The 16,670-nt window shown below is 44.6% G+C and carries 18 protein-coding genes; all 18 read right to left on the bottom strand.

Going from position 1 to position 16,670, the window contains the following annotated elements; translation table 11 throughout:
* Window positions 1-57: 57 nt before the first annotated feature.
* Complete coding sequence (gene rseP / locus LOR49_RS05975) at window positions 58-1,320, bottom strand: RIP metalloprotease RseP (protein WP_240375344.1); 1,263 nt, start codon at window positions 1,318-1,320, stop codon at window positions 58-60.
* A gap of 13 nt (window positions 1,321-1,333) precedes the next feature.
* Window positions 1,334-2,482, bottom strand: a complete 1,149-nt coding sequence (locus tag LOR49_RS05970; RefSeq protein ID WP_240375343.1) for a 1-deoxy-D-xylulose-5-phosphate reductoisomerase — start codon at window positions 2,480-2,482, stop codon at window positions 1,334-1,336.
* Window positions 2,483-2,619: 137 nt separating this feature from the next.
* Window positions 2,620-3,417: a phosphatidate cytidylyltransferase gene (locus LOR49_RS05965; RefSeq protein ID WP_240375342.1), complete on the bottom strand. Its 798-nt coding sequence runs from the start codon at window positions 3,415-3,417 to the stop codon at window positions 2,620-2,622.
* Window positions 3,418-3,431: 14 nt separating this feature from the next.
* A complete protein-coding gene (locus LOR49_RS05960; RefSeq protein ID WP_420830415.1) occupies window positions 3,432-4,196 on the bottom strand; it encodes an isoprenyl transferase in 765 nt (254 codons plus the stop codon).
* Between the two features lie 121 nt (window positions 4,197-4,317).
* Window positions 4,318-4,875 (bottom strand): ribosome recycling factor, encoded by a 558-nt coding sequence (gene frr / locus LOR49_RS05955; protein WP_240375341.1) that lies wholly within the window; start codon window positions 4,873-4,875, stop codon window positions 4,318-4,320.
* The gene (gene pyrH / locus LOR49_RS05950; RefSeq protein WP_240375340.1) at window positions 4,875-5,594 is read right to left on the bottom strand and encodes a UMP kinase; all 720 of its coding nucleotides are present in this window, start codon (window positions 5,592-5,594) and stop codon (window positions 4,875-4,877) included. Before pyrH ends, frr begins: the two co-directional genes overlap by 1 nt.
* A 152-nt stretch (window positions 5,595-5,746) precedes the next feature.
* Window positions 5,747-6,628, bottom strand: a complete 882-nt coding sequence (tsf, locus tag LOR49_RS05945; protein WP_240375339.1) for a translation elongation factor Ts — start codon at window positions 6,626-6,628, stop codon at window positions 5,747-5,749.
* Between the two features lie 157 nt (window positions 6,629-6,785).
* Entirely contained in the window at window positions 6,786-7,541 is a 756-nt protein-coding gene (gene rpsB / locus LOR49_RS05940; protein WP_240375338.1) for a 30S ribosomal protein S2, read from the bottom strand.
* A gap of 150 nt (window positions 7,542-7,691) precedes the next feature.
* Entirely contained in the window at window positions 7,692-8,147 is a 456-nt protein-coding gene (locus LOR49_RS05935) for a DUF6115 domain-containing protein (RefSeq protein WP_240375337.1), read from the bottom strand.
* 9 nt (window positions 8,148-8,156) lie between these two features.
* Window positions 8,157-8,474, bottom strand: a complete 318-nt coding sequence (locus tag LOR49_RS05930; protein ID WP_240375335.1) for a hypothetical protein — start codon at window positions 8,472-8,474, stop codon at window positions 8,157-8,159.
* 34 nt (window positions 8,475-8,508) lie between these two features.
* The gene (locus LOR49_RS05925) at window positions 8,509-9,279 is read right to left on the bottom strand and encodes a FliA/WhiG family RNA polymerase sigma factor (RefSeq protein ID WP_240375334.1); all 771 of its coding nucleotides are present in this window, start codon (window positions 9,277-9,279) and stop codon (window positions 8,509-8,511) included.
* Between the two features lie 19 nt (window positions 9,280-9,298).
* A complete protein-coding gene (locus LOR49_RS05920; RefSeq protein WP_240375333.1) occupies window positions 9,299-9,799 on the bottom strand; it encodes a chemotaxis protein CheD in 501 nt (166 codons plus the stop codon).
* Entirely contained in the window at window positions 9,796-10,431 is a 636-nt protein-coding gene (locus LOR49_RS05915; protein WP_240375332.1) for a chemotaxis protein CheC, read from the bottom strand. Before LOR49_RS05915 ends, LOR49_RS05920 begins: the two co-directional genes overlap by 4 nt.
* A gap of 15 nt (window positions 10,432-10,446) precedes the next feature.
* On the bottom strand, window positions 10,447-11,517 hold the full coding sequence (locus LOR49_RS05910) for a protein-glutamate methylesterase/protein-glutamine glutaminase (protein WP_275899537.1): 1,071 nt from the start codon (window positions 11,515-11,517) through the stop codon (window positions 10,447-10,449).
* Window positions 11,514-12,389, bottom strand: coding sequence for a MinD/ParA family protein (locus LOR49_RS05905; protein ID WP_240375330.1), 876 nt, complete (start codon window positions 12,387-12,389; stop codon window positions 11,514-11,516). Before LOR49_RS05905 ends, LOR49_RS05910 begins: the two co-directional genes overlap by 4 nt.
* Window positions 12,382-13,515, bottom strand: coding sequence for a flagellar biosynthesis GTPase FlhF (gene flhF, locus LOR49_RS05900; RefSeq protein ID WP_240375329.1), 1,134 nt, complete (start codon window positions 13,513-13,515; stop codon window positions 12,382-12,384). The genes LOR49_RS05905 and flhF overlap by 8 nt, the downstream gene beginning before the upstream one ends.
* Window positions 13,512-15,548 (bottom strand): flagellar biosynthesis protein FlhA, encoded by a 2,037-nt coding sequence (flhA, locus tag LOR49_RS05895; protein ID WP_240375328.1) that lies wholly within the window; start codon window positions 15,546-15,548, stop codon window positions 13,512-13,514. Before flhA ends, flhF begins: the two co-directional genes overlap by 4 nt.
* 38 nt (window positions 15,549-15,586) lie before the next feature.
* Window positions 15,587-16,669: a flagellar biosynthesis protein FlhB gene (gene flhB / locus LOR49_RS05890; RefSeq protein ID WP_240375327.1), complete on the bottom strand. Its 1,083-nt coding sequence runs from the start codon at window positions 16,667-16,669 to the stop codon at window positions 15,587-15,589.
* Between the last annotated feature and the right edge of the window lies 1 nt (window position 16,670).

Here is a 16,670-nt window from a genome sequence, read left to right as displayed (position 1 = left end):
TCTCTCTTCTATTTCGAACAACCTATATAAATGAAAAGTATGTCTAAAAAACGTTCTTTACATGAAAAACTTGTTAATGTCATTCCAAGTGACGACGAGCATCAGCAGGAACAGTAACGCAAACCCGATAAAATGAATCATGCTTTCTTTTTGTGGATCAATCGGCTTGCCGCGGACTGCTTCCGCTATAATAAATAGCAATCTGCCGCCGTCAAGCGCCGGAAGCGGCAAGAGGTTGACAATCCCGAGGTTCACACTGAGCATCGCAGCCCATTGAACAAGCACAGCCATTCCAAGGGCCGCTGCTTCCCCTGTATAATTATATATTCCTACCGGACCTGATAAATAGTCCAGAGAGAACTCCCCTGTCACAATCATGCTCAATACGTCAAAAATCAGCATACTCACTTCATATACCTGAGAAGCCCCGTACTGCACAGCCATTAATGGGGAATGTTCAATAACACGCATGACCCCCAAGAGGCCAACTTCTTTTTCTGCAAATTCATCATAGCGAGAAGAGGTCTCAACCGGTACAGTCATTGTTTTACCGTTTCTAACAACCTCTACACTTATTTCTTCATTCGGATGTTCTTGAATAGCGAGCGTCATATCTTCCCAGTTTTCTACTTCTTTTCCATCGATCGCCGTAACTTGGTCGCCTTCTTTTAGGCCTGCCTCCCGAGCCGGACTGTCTTCTGTTAATTCTCCAATCGCTGCATCATTTTGCGGCACGCCGTTCGCTACACCGAAACCGACGAGAATCACAAAAGCGAGGAAGAAGTTCATAAAAGGTCCTGCGAAAATAGCAAGCGCTTTTTGCCACGGCTTCTTAGACTGAAATTGGCGATTGTACGGAGCAATTTGCTCTGCTTTCTCATCGACGACGAGATCACACTGCTCGTCAACATCATACTTCTTAAGTCCATCTTCATCATCGCTGTATGCTTCAATAAATAAGCGATTCTCCAAGTCAATCCGTTCGACAGAGACCACTTTTGCTTCCGGATGTTTTGCCTTATTGTTTACGATTATTTGACGTACCTTGTGACGGTCATTAAACACAAGTCCGATTTCATATCCGGGCTTGATCTGGACTGTCTCAGGGTCTTCCCCAGCCATACGGACAAAGCCGCCCAATGGCAGGAGACGGATTGTATACACGGTTTCATTTTTCTTCGTTGAAAAAATTTTCGGCCCGAAACCAATAGCAAATTCCCGGCAAAGGATGCCTACTTTTTTTGCAACAAAAAGATGACCCCATTCATGCACGGCTACGAGCACTCCAAATATGACGATGATCGCTATTAATGTATCCACGTTATTACCACCTTCATCCTAATTGAGCCCGGACAAACTCTCTTGTATCCCGGTCCGCTTCCAGTATCGTCGCAAGGTCCGGATCGTGTATGACACGGTGCCGTGCTAACGCTTTTTCAATGTACGTTTCAATGGCTAAAAAAGAAATATGCCCTTTTAAAAACAAACCGACAGCTTCTTCATTAGCAGCATTCAGCACCGTCGTCATCGTTCCGCCGGTGCGCCCCGCCTCATACGCATATCCTAGGCAGCGGAATCGGTCCCTATCCGGCTTTTCAAAATGAAGAGTACCGATTTCCCATAAGTTTAACCTGTTTGTACTTTCTATTTCAAGCCTGTCCGGATAGCTCATTGCATACTGGATCGGCACTTTCATATCCGGTGTTCCGAGTTGTGCCAGTACGCTTTTATCACAATATTCAACGAGGGAGTGGATGATGCTCTCTTTATGAAGAACAACCTCAATGTCTTCATATGGAATCCCAAACAGCCAATGTGCTTCGATCACCTCTAAGCCCTTATTCATCATCGTCGCAGAATCAATCGTAATCTTCGCTCCCATCTTCCAGTTAGGGTGACAAAGGGCATCTTCAACCGTGACATTTTTCAGAGCAGAGCGCTCGTAATTACGAAAACTCCCTCCAGATGCAGTTAAAATCAGTCGCTCTACTTCTTCTAGACGGTTGCCTGCCAAACATTGAAAAATAGCTGAGTGCTCGCTGTCAACCGGAAGCAGCTGAACACCGTGTTTACGAGCAAGACCTGTCACAAGGTGTCCGGCTGTAACTAACGTCTCTTTGTTGGCAATGCCGATATCAATACCTGCTTCAATCGCTTGAAGGGTGGGCTCCAACCCAAGACTGCCTACAACGGCATTTATTAAAAGGTCGGCTTCTTCCGGTACTGCTGCCGCAAGCAGTCCCTCCTTTCCGTAATATACATTTATCCGGTTGTCGGCCTCACGCTTAATTATCTCAGCATCTTCCTTATTAGCTACTGCTACCGTTTGCGGCTTAAATTCATGTACTTGTTCTAAGGCAAGTTCTACGTTGCGGCCTGCTGCAAGTGAAACGAGTTGGAATTTCTCCGGATGTGCACGTATCACTTCCAGAGTCTGGGTGCCGATAGAACCTGTGGAACCGATTAAGGCTATTTTTTTCATTGCTGTGCTCCTTCTTCGTCTAAAATGACTCATTCCGAATCATTTGTTGCTTTATATTCGGAACAAAAAAGTATTCGGTCAGAATGATACTGAGCTGAAACAATTGCCTTCATGGAAAGACAATCGCTAAGGTTACCTTAAAAAAAATCAAACAAGTGCAATATAGGCATGACGAATATTAAACTGTCAAACCGGTCGAGTATTCCTCCGTGTCCCGGCAGAAGATCCCCAGAATCCTTTACTTCGTAGTGTCGTTTTAATGCCGATTCCACAAGATCGCCAAACTGCCCGAAAATAGACGTGACAATTAAAAAAAGGAGTAAGGTTGAGACCGAGGGAAACAGCGGAACGAAAAAGTGAAGTGAAAAACCTATCACGATTGCAAGCCCAATTCCACCCACAAAACCTTCGATTGTTTTTTTCGGGCTGATGGCCGACCATAGTTTGTGCCTTCCCCATTTTCGTCCTACTAGATATGCACCTGTATCCGTCGACCAAATTGTAAACAAAATATAAAAGACGAGTAAAAGTCCTGTCTCTTCGACCGAACGTGCCAACAAAAAATGATGCAGGCCGAACCCGATGTAAACGGAGGATAATATTACGAAACCTGCCTCATCAAAGGAAAACGTATTTTTCGTAATAACGGTCAGTGCCAGTAAAAACAAAATCAGTATTAAAAAAAATTCTGCTTTTGAGAGGTGACTCATAAAAGGCAGTTTCAGCCAAGTTGTTGGAATAAGCAAAAACCACACGAACAAAAAACTGAGGGCGCCAGCGAAAGAAAATGGCTGGATATTTTTCATTTTAAGTAATTCATACATGGCGATCGTTCCGATAAGAAGAAAAGCAAGTAAACATATGAATCCACCCGCAATTACTGCTCCCAATAAAATCAGACCGCCAATAACTCCTGTAATAATGCGCTGTTTCATCACTTATCCTCCATCTATATCCCGCCATAACGCCTTTTTCGCTGCTGATAGGTTCGAATGGCTTCTTCTAAATCCTCTTCACCAAAATCGGGCCATAGTACGTTTGTAAACCAAAATTCACTATAGGCCAACTGCCAAAGCATAAAATTACTGAGACGGATTTCACCGCTCGTTCGGATTAACAGGTCAGGGTCCGGCAGACCGCTGCTTAAGAGTCGTTCCGTTAGTAACTTTTCATTAATATCAGCCGGGGAAAGCGTATTAGATTCAATCTCTTCACCAATCTGCTTTACCATATTCACAATTTCATGACGGCTGCCATAATTCAAAGCGAAATTCAAAATAAGACCTGTGTTTGCGGCCGTTTCGTCAACCGCCTTATGAACAGCACGCAGTGTATGAACGGGAAGCACACTTTCGTCCCCCATAATCCGGACTTTCACGTTGTTTCGTTTCAGCTTCGGCAGTTCTTTATCAAGAAATTGTTCCGGCAATTTCATTAAAAAATCGACTTCTGTTTTTGGACGCTTCCAATTCTCTGTGGAAAAGGCATACAGCGTTAAATATTTCACCTGCAAGTCATTCGCTTTCTCCACAATCCGATGAATAACCTTCATGCCTTCACGATGCCCCGCAATTCGAGGGAGTCCCTTCTTTTTGGCCCAGCGTCCGTTGCCGTCCATGATGATCGCGATATGTTTCGGTACATTGCTAGTATCTATCGGGACATCATTATCTCCACTTCTTTCTTCCGCCTGCTGAAAAAATCGGTCAAATATCATCAGCGCACCAGCCTTTATCCATATATCACTTTTCATTTCTATGTATGGGTAGTTCAAAAAAACCCTCCTTTTATAGAAGAGGGTTTCTTTGTATAATCCTATTGTAACGTTGTTTTCATTAAACTTCCATGATTTCTTGCTCTTTCTCTTCCGCAGCTTTGTCAATAGCACTGATATGCTTATCAGTAAGTTTTTGCACTTCCTCTTGATGACGGCGCAGCTCGTCTTCTGTGATTTCTCCGTCTTTTTCCATTTTCTTCAAGTCATCGTTCACATCACGACGAATATTACGCACAGCTACCCGATTTTCCTCCGCATATTTCTTCACCAATTTACTTAATTCTTTACGACGTTCTTCGGTAAGAGCAGGAATTTGGATACGAATAACAGTACCATCGTTGTTGGGTGACAGTCCCAGATCTGCTTTTTGGATAGCTTTTTCAATGTCTCCAATCGATGATTTGTCAAACGGCGTAATGACCAGCAGGCGTGCTTCCGGTACCGAAATCGTTGCCAGTTGGTTTAATGGGGTGTCAGCCCCATAATAATTAACAAATACCTTGTCAAGCATCGCCGGATTAGCCCGACCTGCCCGTAATGTTGAAAGTTCACGGGAAAGAGCGTCTACAGACTTGCCCATCTTTTCGTTTGCAACATTGATTTTTGACTTAGCCATTAGTTTTTCCCCCTGACTACGGTCCCGATATCTTCACCGAGAACCGCTTTTTTTATGTTTCCCTCGTCAATGATCGAGAAAACGAGCAACGGTATGTTGTTATCCATACAAAGCGTAGATGCCGTTGAGTCCATTACACCTAAACCGTCATTTAGAAGATCGAGATAGGTTAATTCGCGGTACTTTTTTGCATTTGTATCTACCGACGGATCAGCATCATAAACACCGTCTACTTTATTTTTAGCCATTAAAATAACTTCTGCTTCAATTTCTGCTGCCCGCAGTGCCGCTGTCGTGTCAGTGGAAAAATACGGATTGCCGGTACCGGCCGCAAAAATGACAACACGCTTTTTCTCTAAATGACGGATCGCTTTTCGGCGTATGTACGGTTCTGCTACTTGGCGCATTTCAATTGAAGTCTGTACCCGAGTTTCTACTTCATTGTTTTCCAGACTGTCCTGCAATGCCAGAGCATTCATCACCGTCGCTAGCATGCCCATATAATCTGCAGTCGCCCGGTCCATCCCTTGGGCGCTTCCAGCCATCCCCCGCCAAATGTTGCCTCCACCGACAACAACAGCTACTTCAACATCCAAACTGACGATTTCTTTAATCTGTGAAGCAATCGATTGAATGACGTCCGGATCAATGCCATAACCTTGTCCTCCAGCTAAGGCTTCACCGCTTAACTTCAATACAACTCTCTTATATTTTTCCATGGTGTACCCCCGATTTCTTAAACATTCATTTAGAAAAGATAGGGGCGGGAGATCTCTCAAAAAAGCGGAAGTTTTGACTGCCAAACCTCCGCTTTTTCTTTGTCGAGAAAGATGTGTGGACTCATCCCGCTATGAAGCCCTGTATTTATCCATTATTTTTTTACTTGTGACATGACTTCGTCCGCAAAATCATCGTCCCGTTTTTCCATTCCTTCGCCAACTTCATAGCGGATGAATGTCTTCACAGAAGCACCGTTCTGCTTCACATATTTGCCAACTTTTTGATCTGTATCTTTGACAAATTCTTGATCCAGCAGACAAATTTGCTCGAAGTACTTATTCAGTCGGCCCTCCACCATTTTTTCAACAATGTTTTCCGGTTTCCCTTCGTTCAAGGCTTGTTGTTTCAATACTTCACGCTCTCGGTCTGCTTCCTCCTTGGGTACTTCATCACGGGAAACATAATTAGGATTAATAGCGGCTACGTGCATCGCAACATCCTTCGCAAGCTTCTCATCCGTTGTCCCTTCCAGAAGAGTGAGCACCCCGATCCGGCCGCCCATATGCAAATACTCACCAAAAGCTGCATTGTCGTCTTTTTGAACGACTTGGAAACGACGCAATGAGATCTTTTCACCGATCTTTGCAATCTGGTCATTAATATAAGCTTCGAGTGTATTTCCATCAGCCATCGTTCCAGTCATTGCTGCTTCCACATCCGCTGGCTCGTTTGTCAACAAATAATCAGCGATCGTATCCACCAGCGTTTGGAAGTTCTCGTTTTTAGAAACGAAATCGGTTTCAGCGTTCACTTCTGCAATAACTGCTTTATTGCCAGAACTTTTCACATAAGCGAGACCCTCAGCAGCGATGCGGTCGGCCTTTTTCGCCGCCTTGGAAATACCTTTTTCACGTAGGTAATCGATTGCTTTATCCATGTCACCTTCTGTTTCAGTTAGTGCTTTTTTGCAGTCCATCATACCTGCGCCTGTTTTTTCACGAAGTTCTTTTACCATGCTTGCCGTTATTGCCATTGATATTCCTCCTTAAGGTGGTTGTAATCCAATCTAAAAGATGGTACTGTCTGCCGTGCGCTGTAAAAAAGGGTGAAAAAGGGCACTCCCCTTTTATCACCCTTTTTTCATTCATTCTATAGCTGCCCGGAAGAAGCCGCAGCTTTTTTAGTTAATCTTAGGAGAGAGATTCCTCTTCTTCCTTTACTTCTTCTTGTAATGCTTGCTGCTCTTCTGCTTCTTGTTGTGATGCACCTTGTGTACCTTCAATAACAGCATCAGCCATTTTAGAAGTTAAAAGACGGACCGCACGGATGGCGTCGTCGTTTCCAGGGATCACTTTATCAATTTCATCCGGGTCACAGTTTGTGTCCACAATAGAGATAATTGGAATGTTCAACTTATGAGCCTCTGCTACTGCGATCCGCTCTTTACGCGGATCAATAATGAAAATAGCATCCGGAAGATCGTTCATTTCTTTAATTCCGCCCAAGAACTTTTCCAGACGGTCCATTTCTTTTTTCAACAACATAACTTCTTTTTTAGGAAGTACATCAAATGTGCCGTCTTCCTGCATTTTTTCAATATCCTTTAAGCGGTTGATACGCTTACGGATGGTCGCAAAGTTAGTAAGCGTCCCACCGAGCCAGCGATGATTAATGTAGTACATGCCAGAGCGGATCGCTTCTTCACGCACAGAATCTTGCGCTTGCTTTTTCGTACCGACAAAGAGCACTTTGCCGCCGTCTGCAGCAAGGTCACGAACGTAATTATACGCTTCTTCTACCTTTTTAACGGTTTTCTGTAAATCAATAATGTAGATGCCGTTTCTTTCTGTAAAGATGTAACGGCTCATTTTTGGGTTCCAACGGCGCGTTTGGTGACCGAAATGAACCCCTGCCTCAAGCAGCTGTTTCATAGAGATAACTGCCATTTTTTATTCCTCCTTTGGTTTTTTCCTCCGCTCGCATCTTCTTTAAACAAGACCTGCTATCAGGCACCTTTGCTTAAATCAGCCGAACGTGTGTAGTAACACCGTGAATTAATATATCACACGTCTTGCTGCAACGCAAGAAGATCTGCTTTATTTGTCGTAAAATTTCAGAAGCAGTTCAACTTCTGTTTGACCGATCTTTAATTTCTTGGCTATTTCTTTATTTTCATACCCATGAGAGGCAAGTGATAACACTTCCGCTTGCAGTGATTTCTCCACGGTAACAGCTTTTTCTGGAGAAGGGGGATGGTATTCTTCTTTCTCAGTAGTGCTAAGAAGTTGAACAGGATCATAGACTTTCTCCTGCTCTTCCCAGCGCCTCGGCTCTCTTTCAGCCTCTGCTGCCTCAAGAGCTTCTTTTAGTTCACTGTTTTCAGCGTTGATATCGTCCAGTGCCTGGGTGAGCAACTCTTCTATTTCCTCACGGAGCCCTTGCAAATCACGACGTTCTTTTTTTAAGCTGCGTTGTTCCTGAAAGATAATGATAATGAAAAAGAAAGCAAGCAAATGCAGTGAAAGGCTGACAACGATAAAAAGAATCATCATAATGGATTCCTACCCTGTAAAATCAATTGTATTTCCTTTATAAGGATGGGAGGGAGAAGGGGTGTCCTTCTCCGCTTCCTGTCGTCTTCTTTGGTGAAATTGCGAATCACGGTCAGAGTGGCGGCTGTCCTGATCTTTTGAAAATGTATTTTTTTCTGTCTGCTGTTTAGCTGTTACTTGAACTCGCTCTTGTTCCTCTTCTCTTTCCTGCTGAAAAGCAAGTCTGTCTTGAGCGGCCTGCCCGCGTTGTTGCAATTGTTCTTGCATTTTTCCGACCTCTTGTGTCCGTGGAATAGCGACTTGTAATTCCACTGCTTTCCAACTCATAGGCATTTACTCCTTTTCCTTAGGAAGTAGCTTTTCAGACGTGGTTCCATCTTTTAGTAAGTACTTGCTTGAGGCGGAAAAGGGCTTTCGAGTGAATCTGTGATATTCGTGATACGGATAAGCTCATGATCTCGCCAATTTCCGTTAGTGTTATTTCTTCTTCGTAAAACAAACCGAGTACTGTTTTTTCCTTTTCAGGCAAGCGGGCGATTTCCTTAGCAAGCTCGTCTACTAAAACGGCTTTCAGCAAACTGTCTTCAGGAGATAATGCGGACTTATCTTCAATGGCAGTGCGGAATGTTTCCTCTCTATCTCCTTCCGGTGTCTCCTCATCTATGGAAAGTGTATTAGCAAACAATGTTTCTGTCACTATCTTTCTCACTTCTTCGGCGTCCATATTTAACACCTTGCCGACTTCTTCTTCTGTCACAAAACGGCCCTGCTCTTGCTCCAGCCTACTGATGGTCTCTTCAACTTTTTTTGATTTTTCTCTTAGAGACCTTGGCATCCAATCTTCCTGGCGAAGCCCATCAATAATAGCCCCTCTGATGCGGATCGATGCATACGTGTCAAATTTCAAATCTCGTGTGAAGTCGAATTTTTTCATAGCATCATAGAGTCCGGCTAATCCATGGCTTACTAAGTCATCTTTGGAAACGTTACGTGGAAGGGTAGAACCTATTCGCTGCACGTGGTAGTGGACAAGCGGCATGTATGCTTCAATTAAGTGATTAGCCGCTTCGTTATCATCCTTTTCGAGCCATTGATCCCACCACTGTTGATGGGCATGAGATGTAGAACGCATTATCGACAACCTCCTTTCTTTAAATCACTGTCTCGCCTTGGTGAATCGTACGGATATGGAGCGATGTTGTTTCAGGATAAAATGTTATCGTCCTTCCTTTATTCCCTCCTGTATCTTCAGCGAGGAGGGGGATGTTATTTTCTTTCAAAATGTGCTTTACGGCTTCGGCATTACGAGGGCCAATACGCATCATGTCACTTCCTGATGAGAAGCTAAACATCTGTGCCCCACCTGCCATCTTTGCTTTTAATTGGAAGGCACTGCAGCCCTTTGCCTTTAATGCAAGCAGAACATCAGCGATCGCTGTATCGGCAAATTTCGCACGATTCAGCGCTTTGTTTCTCGCCATTTTTGAATCGGGAAGCATAATATGGGCAAGTGCTGCTGTATGCCTTTTATCATCATAGATGACAATTCCTACACATGAGCCGAGCCCGGACGTGCGGATTGCATCTGGAGCTGACACTGCTTTCCAGTCGGCCATCCCCACTTTAATAATTTGTTTTTCGGTTACCGTCATGGCATGTTTACCCCTAAAGCCCGGAAAATCTGTCGAAAGGCATCAGGATCCGGCAGCAGAAAAAACTGACCGATTGATGCAGATTCCCCTGTTTTTTCTGGTTCTTCCATTACGGTATCGATCACGATTGCGTAGTCGCCAACCTGTGACATTTCAACAAATCCTGCATCCAACAAGGCACCTGCCATATCAATCGCAAGTGCAGGTACAGACGGCTGCATATTAATGGAAGTGAAATCTGACAACGCAGACAAATATGAGCCGGCCAATATATTACTCGTCTCTTGCAAAGCAGAAACTGCCATTTCCTCTAAATCGTCATTGCCGATGTCCACACGTTGTCCGGTGAGTGCAGCAGCTAAATGCTCTGCTTCACTTTTTTGTAGTATTAGAAACATGCTGCCTGGCGCTTCTCCGGTAATGCGAAGAAAAGCAGCCACAACAAGTGTCTCGGCCCCTCCGGCTAAAGCCTGAACTTCTTGAAATGAAACAACACGGACAGCGGGCACCTTCATGTCAATCGTTTTATTCAAAAGACTTGATAAAGCTGTAGCAGCATTCCCTGCCCCAATATTCCCTGCTTCTTTTAACACGTCTAAATGCAACGGTTGAATACGTTGTATCAGTTCCATTCTTTTACCTGCCTTTTAGTGATGTAGTGAAAGGGAGTGTTGACTATTAAGAAAGGAGGGGAGTTCACCGAGTTCCAAGCTATAGTCAATATCCGTCTCTTCGAACGCAGCCTTGGGCATACCGTACACAATCGCTGTCTTTTCCGATTCGGCCACCGCCACACAGTTACCCTGTTGCTTCATTTCTTTTAATCCTCGGGCACCGTCACGGCCCATTCCGGTCAAAATAATGCCAGTCATATCATAATCGTGAAGGCGTGCAAGCGATGAAAACAAAACATCCACAGACGGTCGATGGCCATTCACCGGTGGTGCTTCGGTCACTTTCATTACGAGAGAGTGTTCTCGTTTTTCTACGGATAACTGTTTCCCCCCCGGCGCGATATAAACCGTCCCTTTCTCAGCTGTTTCGTCATGAGCTGCTTCCTTAACGGTGATAGAGCTTTCTCGATTAAGACGGTCCGCAAGCGAACGGGTGAAACCGGGAGGCATGTGTTGAACAATAAAAATAGGTGCGCGCAAATCAGCCTGGAGCCGCGGCAGAATATACTGAAGGGCTTTAGGGCCGCCAGTCGATGTCCCGATGCCAATCACAGCGCTGCCTGTAACAGCTGCCGGCTTCGTCGGGATTCGAACAACCATCTCTGCCTTCCTTCTGCCTCTATTGAGGTGTGCTTCCATATTGACACCTGCAGCTGCTCTAATTTTATAAATTAATTCCTCCTTAACTTCATGCAGATTAAGTGAAATAGAACCGGATGGCTTGGCCACAACATCTACGGCACCTATATCCATCGCTTCAAGCGTCTGTGTAGCACCTTGTACCGTTAATGAACTGACCATGACAACCGGAAGCGGCCGTTCCTTTATCATGATCTTTCGTAACGCTGTCAAACCGCCCATTACAGGCATCTCAATGTCTAGTGTAACGACATCATAATGGCCGGCTGCTAATTTATTCAAGGCGTCTTCCCCGTTTCGGGCCGTCCCTGCTGCCTTCATATCTGATTGTTCATTAATAAAATCAGAAATTAGTTTCCGCATAAAAGCGGAGTCATCTACGACTAACACATGAATCACTATCATTCCCCCTTGTTCAACAACAATTTGAGTTTCCCGATGAACCGTTGGTACGTTCTTCGTTCTGAAGTTATTGTTCTCTCGCCGCTGAAAGTTGCAGCACAGCGCTTTACGGCAAGTGCTGCTGGTGAAGCTGGATATGCAGCTAAAAAGGGTCTTTGTTGAATTACTGACTTATAGACATGCTTATCATGAGGTATAATCCCTAACAACTTTACTTTTTTATGAAGGAAACGTTCTACTGCATGGCGGATATTATTCGCAGCCTGCTCTCCTTCCTTCGTTGAATAGGCACGGTTAATAACGAGCGAGGCCGGTAATTCTTGATTTTTTCCGTACATGTATTTAAGCATGGCGTATGCGTCTGTAATGGAAGTCGGCTCAGGGGTTGTCACAACGACCGCCTCGTCTGCTGCAAGCACAAACTGCAGGCTTTCCGCACTGGCACCGGCACCCATATCAAAGAGAATATAGTCAAAATAACCATCCAGCATCTCCATTTGTTTGGAAAAGCGTTCCTGTTTGTCGCGGGTCAAATGAAAGATATCGCGTAGACCTGAGCCTCCGGCAATCACTTGAATACCGAACGGCCCTTCCGTCATCACGTCCCAGATCCCCTGCTCACCGTTTAGCAAATCAGCAACGTGAAAAACAGCCTCTTTTCCCATTAAAATATCAATGTTCGCCATCCCGATATCGAGATCAATAACGAGTATTTTTTTTCCTTGTTTGGCAAGTGCCATGGCAAGGTTTAAGGAGATATTCGATTTGCCGACTCCTCCCTTTCCACTCGTTACTGCGACCACTTTCGTTTCTATACTGTCTGTTCGCTTTGCCTCGTTCATCCATTTCCGCAAATTACGTGCTTGATCATTCATAACGGTACCCCGCCAGCAGCCAATCTACCATTCTCTCAGCTGCCGCCTTCTCCATGTCATCGGGAACATTTTGTCCTGTTGTGATGTAGGCGGCGCCGACGGACGTCTCCGCAATCATGTTGAAAAGCGCCCCGCAGGAAGCTGTTTCATCTTTTTTTGTGAAAATAAATTGATCAATCGGGATGTGAGAAAATTGATCGAATATATTTTTCATATCTTGATACTTAGACGTTAACGCCAACACGAGATACGTCGCCATACCGTCGTCGAAATCAATAACTTTCTGCAACTCCTTTACGTAAAGCGGATCTTGAAAATTACGTCCTGCTGAATCAACGAGTATTAAATCTTTATCGCGAAAAAGCTCTTTTGCTTTTTGAAAGTCGTCCAGGGAGTATGCTGTCTCGATCGGAATTTCAAGGATTTTCGCATATGTTTTTAACTGTTCAACCGCCGCAATCCGGAACGTGTCTGTCGTAATAAACGCCACGGATTGCTTTTTTTCGAGATGATAATGAGCGGCGATTTTCGCAATGGTAGTTGTTTTTCCAACACCCGTCGGACCGATGAGGTTAATGAATTTTCTAGGAGGCTCTGCCGGTCCCATTCCCACTTCCGTCAACAGCTTTTCCATGTAAATCCTTGCTTCGTCTGCAACTAAAGCAGCATTCGGGACGTCTGCACGATACCAAGCTGTTAAGAGTTTTTCAGCAAGGTTACTGCGGATTTTGCTCGTTATGCCTTGTTCCCTCAGCAACTCGTCCATAGACTTAATCGGCGGCGGATAATGCTTGGTTTCTGCAGTTTTACTCCCTTCAAGCGAGGCAAGCCGATCTTTTAATAAACGCATTTCTTTTTCAATATTTTTCTTCTGGTGAATGTCACCATGAATAGGAGCAACCTTTTCTTTCGTTTCTTTCGATATTCTTTTCGAATTCCGGAGCGGTGCTGCTGTTTCTTCATCAATTGCTGCGATTACTTCGATGCCCTTTTTCATAAACAAACCGAAAAATCCACCTGTCACCGCGGGTTTGGAATTAAGAATCACCGCGCTGTCTCCTAACTCCGCCCTGATTTTCTTCATCGCTTCCGGCATATCTTTAGCAGTAAATTTTTTTACTCTCATTCGGTATTCACTACTCCTACGCTTTGGATTTCCACCGTCGGCTCCAGTTCATTATAAGAAAGTACAGGTACTTGTGGGAAAAACCGCTCAATCATCTGGCGAATGTACATACGGACGGCCGGTGAACATAAGAGAATAGGAGATTGCCCCATCTCCGACAATCGTTCAGCCTCGCTTGCAATATTTTCCATAAACTGTTGGGACTCTTCCGGGTTCATTGCTAAGTAATTGCCATGCTCTGTCTGCTGAACAGCATCGGCTATTTTCTTCTCTGCCTGCCCGCTTAAAGTCACCACATAGAGCGCTTCACCCGGCACGGCATACTGCTTTGTGATCTGCCGGGATAAAGATTGGCGGACATACTCAGTGACAAGGGTCATATCCTTTGTCAGCTGCCCATATTCAGCGAGCGTCTCGAAGATTGTCGGCAGATTGCGAATCGATACTTTTTCCTTTAGTAAATTAGCGAGCACTTTCTGGATATCGCCGAGCGTTAGTATCCCAGGGGTCACCTCTTCGACCAAGGTTGGATAGCTTTCTTTCAAATGATCAACCAGTTGTTTTGTCTCTTCGCGCCCTAAGAGTTCATGAGCATGTGCTTTTATGACTTCTGTCAAGTGGGTAGATACAACAGATGGCGGGTCTACTACCGTATATCCGGCAAGTTCCGCCTGCTCTTTCTTTTCCTCACCTATCCAGAGAGCCGGTAGTCCAAAGGCGGGTTCTGTTGTCTCAATACCCGTAATATTTTCATCCTCTACACCCGGACTCATTGCCATGTAATGATCAAGTAAGAGTTCCCCGCGTGCCACTTCATTTCCCCTCATCTTGATCACATATTCATTCGGTTGGAGCTGTATATTATCGCGGATACGAATAACGGGAACGACCATTCCCATTTCAAGCGCAAGCTGTCGACGTATCATAACGACTCGGTCTAATAGATCGCCGCCTTGGCTTGCATCCGCAAGCGGAATAAGTCCATAGCCAAATTCAAATTCAATCGGATCAATCGTCAGCAAGCCCACAACATTCTCTGGCGAATTTAATTGTTCTTCCTCGGCTTCTTCTTCCGGTTCCGCTTCTTCCTCGATACGTTTTTCTTCCGCCTGACTCATGACAAACGCCAGGACGGCGATCCCCACTGCAATCATGGTCGTAAGCAATACGTGAATTGGTGTGAACACACCTAGCATGAAAACAACCCCGGCGGCAATATACAGCATTTTCGGATAAGCGAGCAGTTGCCCTGTCACATCTTGGCCGAGATTTCCCTCGGATGCGGCTCGTGTAACGACGATACCGGTAGCTGTTGATACGAGGAGAGCTGGAATCTGGCTGACAAGGCCGTCCCCGACAGTAAGGAGCGTATACGTACTCGCCGCTTCGCCAACACCAAGTCCGTGCTGAACCATCCCGATAATAAGCCCGAAAATCATGTTGATAATGACGATTACTATGCCTGCAATCGCATCTCCTTTGACAAATTTGCTGGCACCGTCCATCGAACCGTAAAAGTCTGCTTCCCGTTCAATTTTTTGGCGGCGTTCCTTTGCTTCTTGATCTGAGATCATTCCCGCATTTAAATCCGCATCAATGCTCATCTGTTTCCCCGGCATTGCGTCTAACGTAAAGCGAGCGCCGACTTCTGAAACACGCTCCGCCCCTTTTACGATGACGACAAACTGAATGATGATCAATATAAGAAAGACGACAAAACCTACTAGCGGACTGCCGCCGATTACAAAGCTTCCGAACGTGTCAATGACGTTTCCTCCGTCCGCATTCCCAAGTATCGAACGGGTGGTGGATACATTCAGTCCAAGACGAAAGAGGGTTACGAGTAAAAGTAGTGTCGGGAATATTGAGAATTCCAGCGGCTCTTTCGTGTTCATCGAAATTAAAATAATAACGAGAGCAAGAGAAATATTTATGATGATTAAAATATCGAGTATCACTGTAGGCAGCGGGATAATAAGCATAATAACAATTAAAATAACACCAAATAATACTGAAAATTCTCTTGCTCCCATCGTGATGCTCCTTTTTCATTTTTATAATCTGTTTTTCATTATATATACTCATTTTTCAAGCGGTAGACATACGCTAATACCTCTGCGACTGCCTTAAATAATTCTTCCGGCACCTCATCACCAATCTCTGTTTGGCTGTATAATGCCCGGGCAAGCAGTTTATTTTCGACCATGACAACATCGTGTTTTTTCGCAAGTGACTTCATCCGCATGGCGACATAGTCTGCCCCTTTTGCGGTTACTTTCGGAGCCGCCATCTGTTCTTCCTTATAAGAAAGCGCGATTGCAAAGTGGGTTGGATTTGTAATAACGACATCCGCTTCCGGCACCTCTTGCATCATCCGCTGCATCGCCATGTCCATTTGCTTTTTACGGCGTTTCGACTTGATAAGCGGATCGCCCTCCATCTTCTTATGCTCATCCTTAACGTCCTGCTTTGACATTCTAATCTGTTTTTCATGATCATACTTTTGATAAATATAATCCGGTACTGAAAGCAGTAATAATAGGATTGCAACCGACACGCCGATGATGCCCGTCAGTCTCGCAATTTCGCTAAAACCATCGGCAACAGGGCGTTGGGACAGAAAGACGAGTGAGTCTAAACTAAACCAAATAATCGAAAAAACGAGAACACCGACGAGCGTTATCTTCAAAAGTGATTTCAGCAATTCGACGAGTGCTCGAATAGAAAAAATGCGTTTCACGCCACTTAACGGATTAATTTTTTCTAATTTGAAATTAATCGCTTCAGGCGTAAACATAAAACCAACCTGCAACATCGACGCCCCAGCCCCAACTATAAGAGCAACCAACATTACCGGGATGACAACGAACGCTGTCTCAGCTGTAAGTTCATTGAAAATAACGGGGATTGTCTCTTCGTTAATATCCCATTGTACGTATTCTGTAAATACCTGCCTCATCATTCCAATAATGAAATGGAAGAACGTGCCCCCGTAAAAAAACAGGAATAAAAAGACGGCAAGTAAAAGAAGAGCGGTATTCACATCATTGCTTTTTGGGACTTGGCCTTTTTTACGGGTATCCTGTCGTTTTTTCGGAGTCGCTTTTTCAGTCTTCTCCTGGGAGAAAAACTGCAAATCTAATCTAACCTTCATC

It is taken from the genome of Bacillus piscicola, from assembly GCF_022458745.1.
Taxonomy (GTDB): domain Bacteria; phylum Bacillota; class Bacilli; order Bacillales; family Marinococcaceae; genus Alteribacillus_A; species Alteribacillus_A piscicola.
This window is presented reverse-complemented; position numbering and strand designations above follow the sequence as displayed.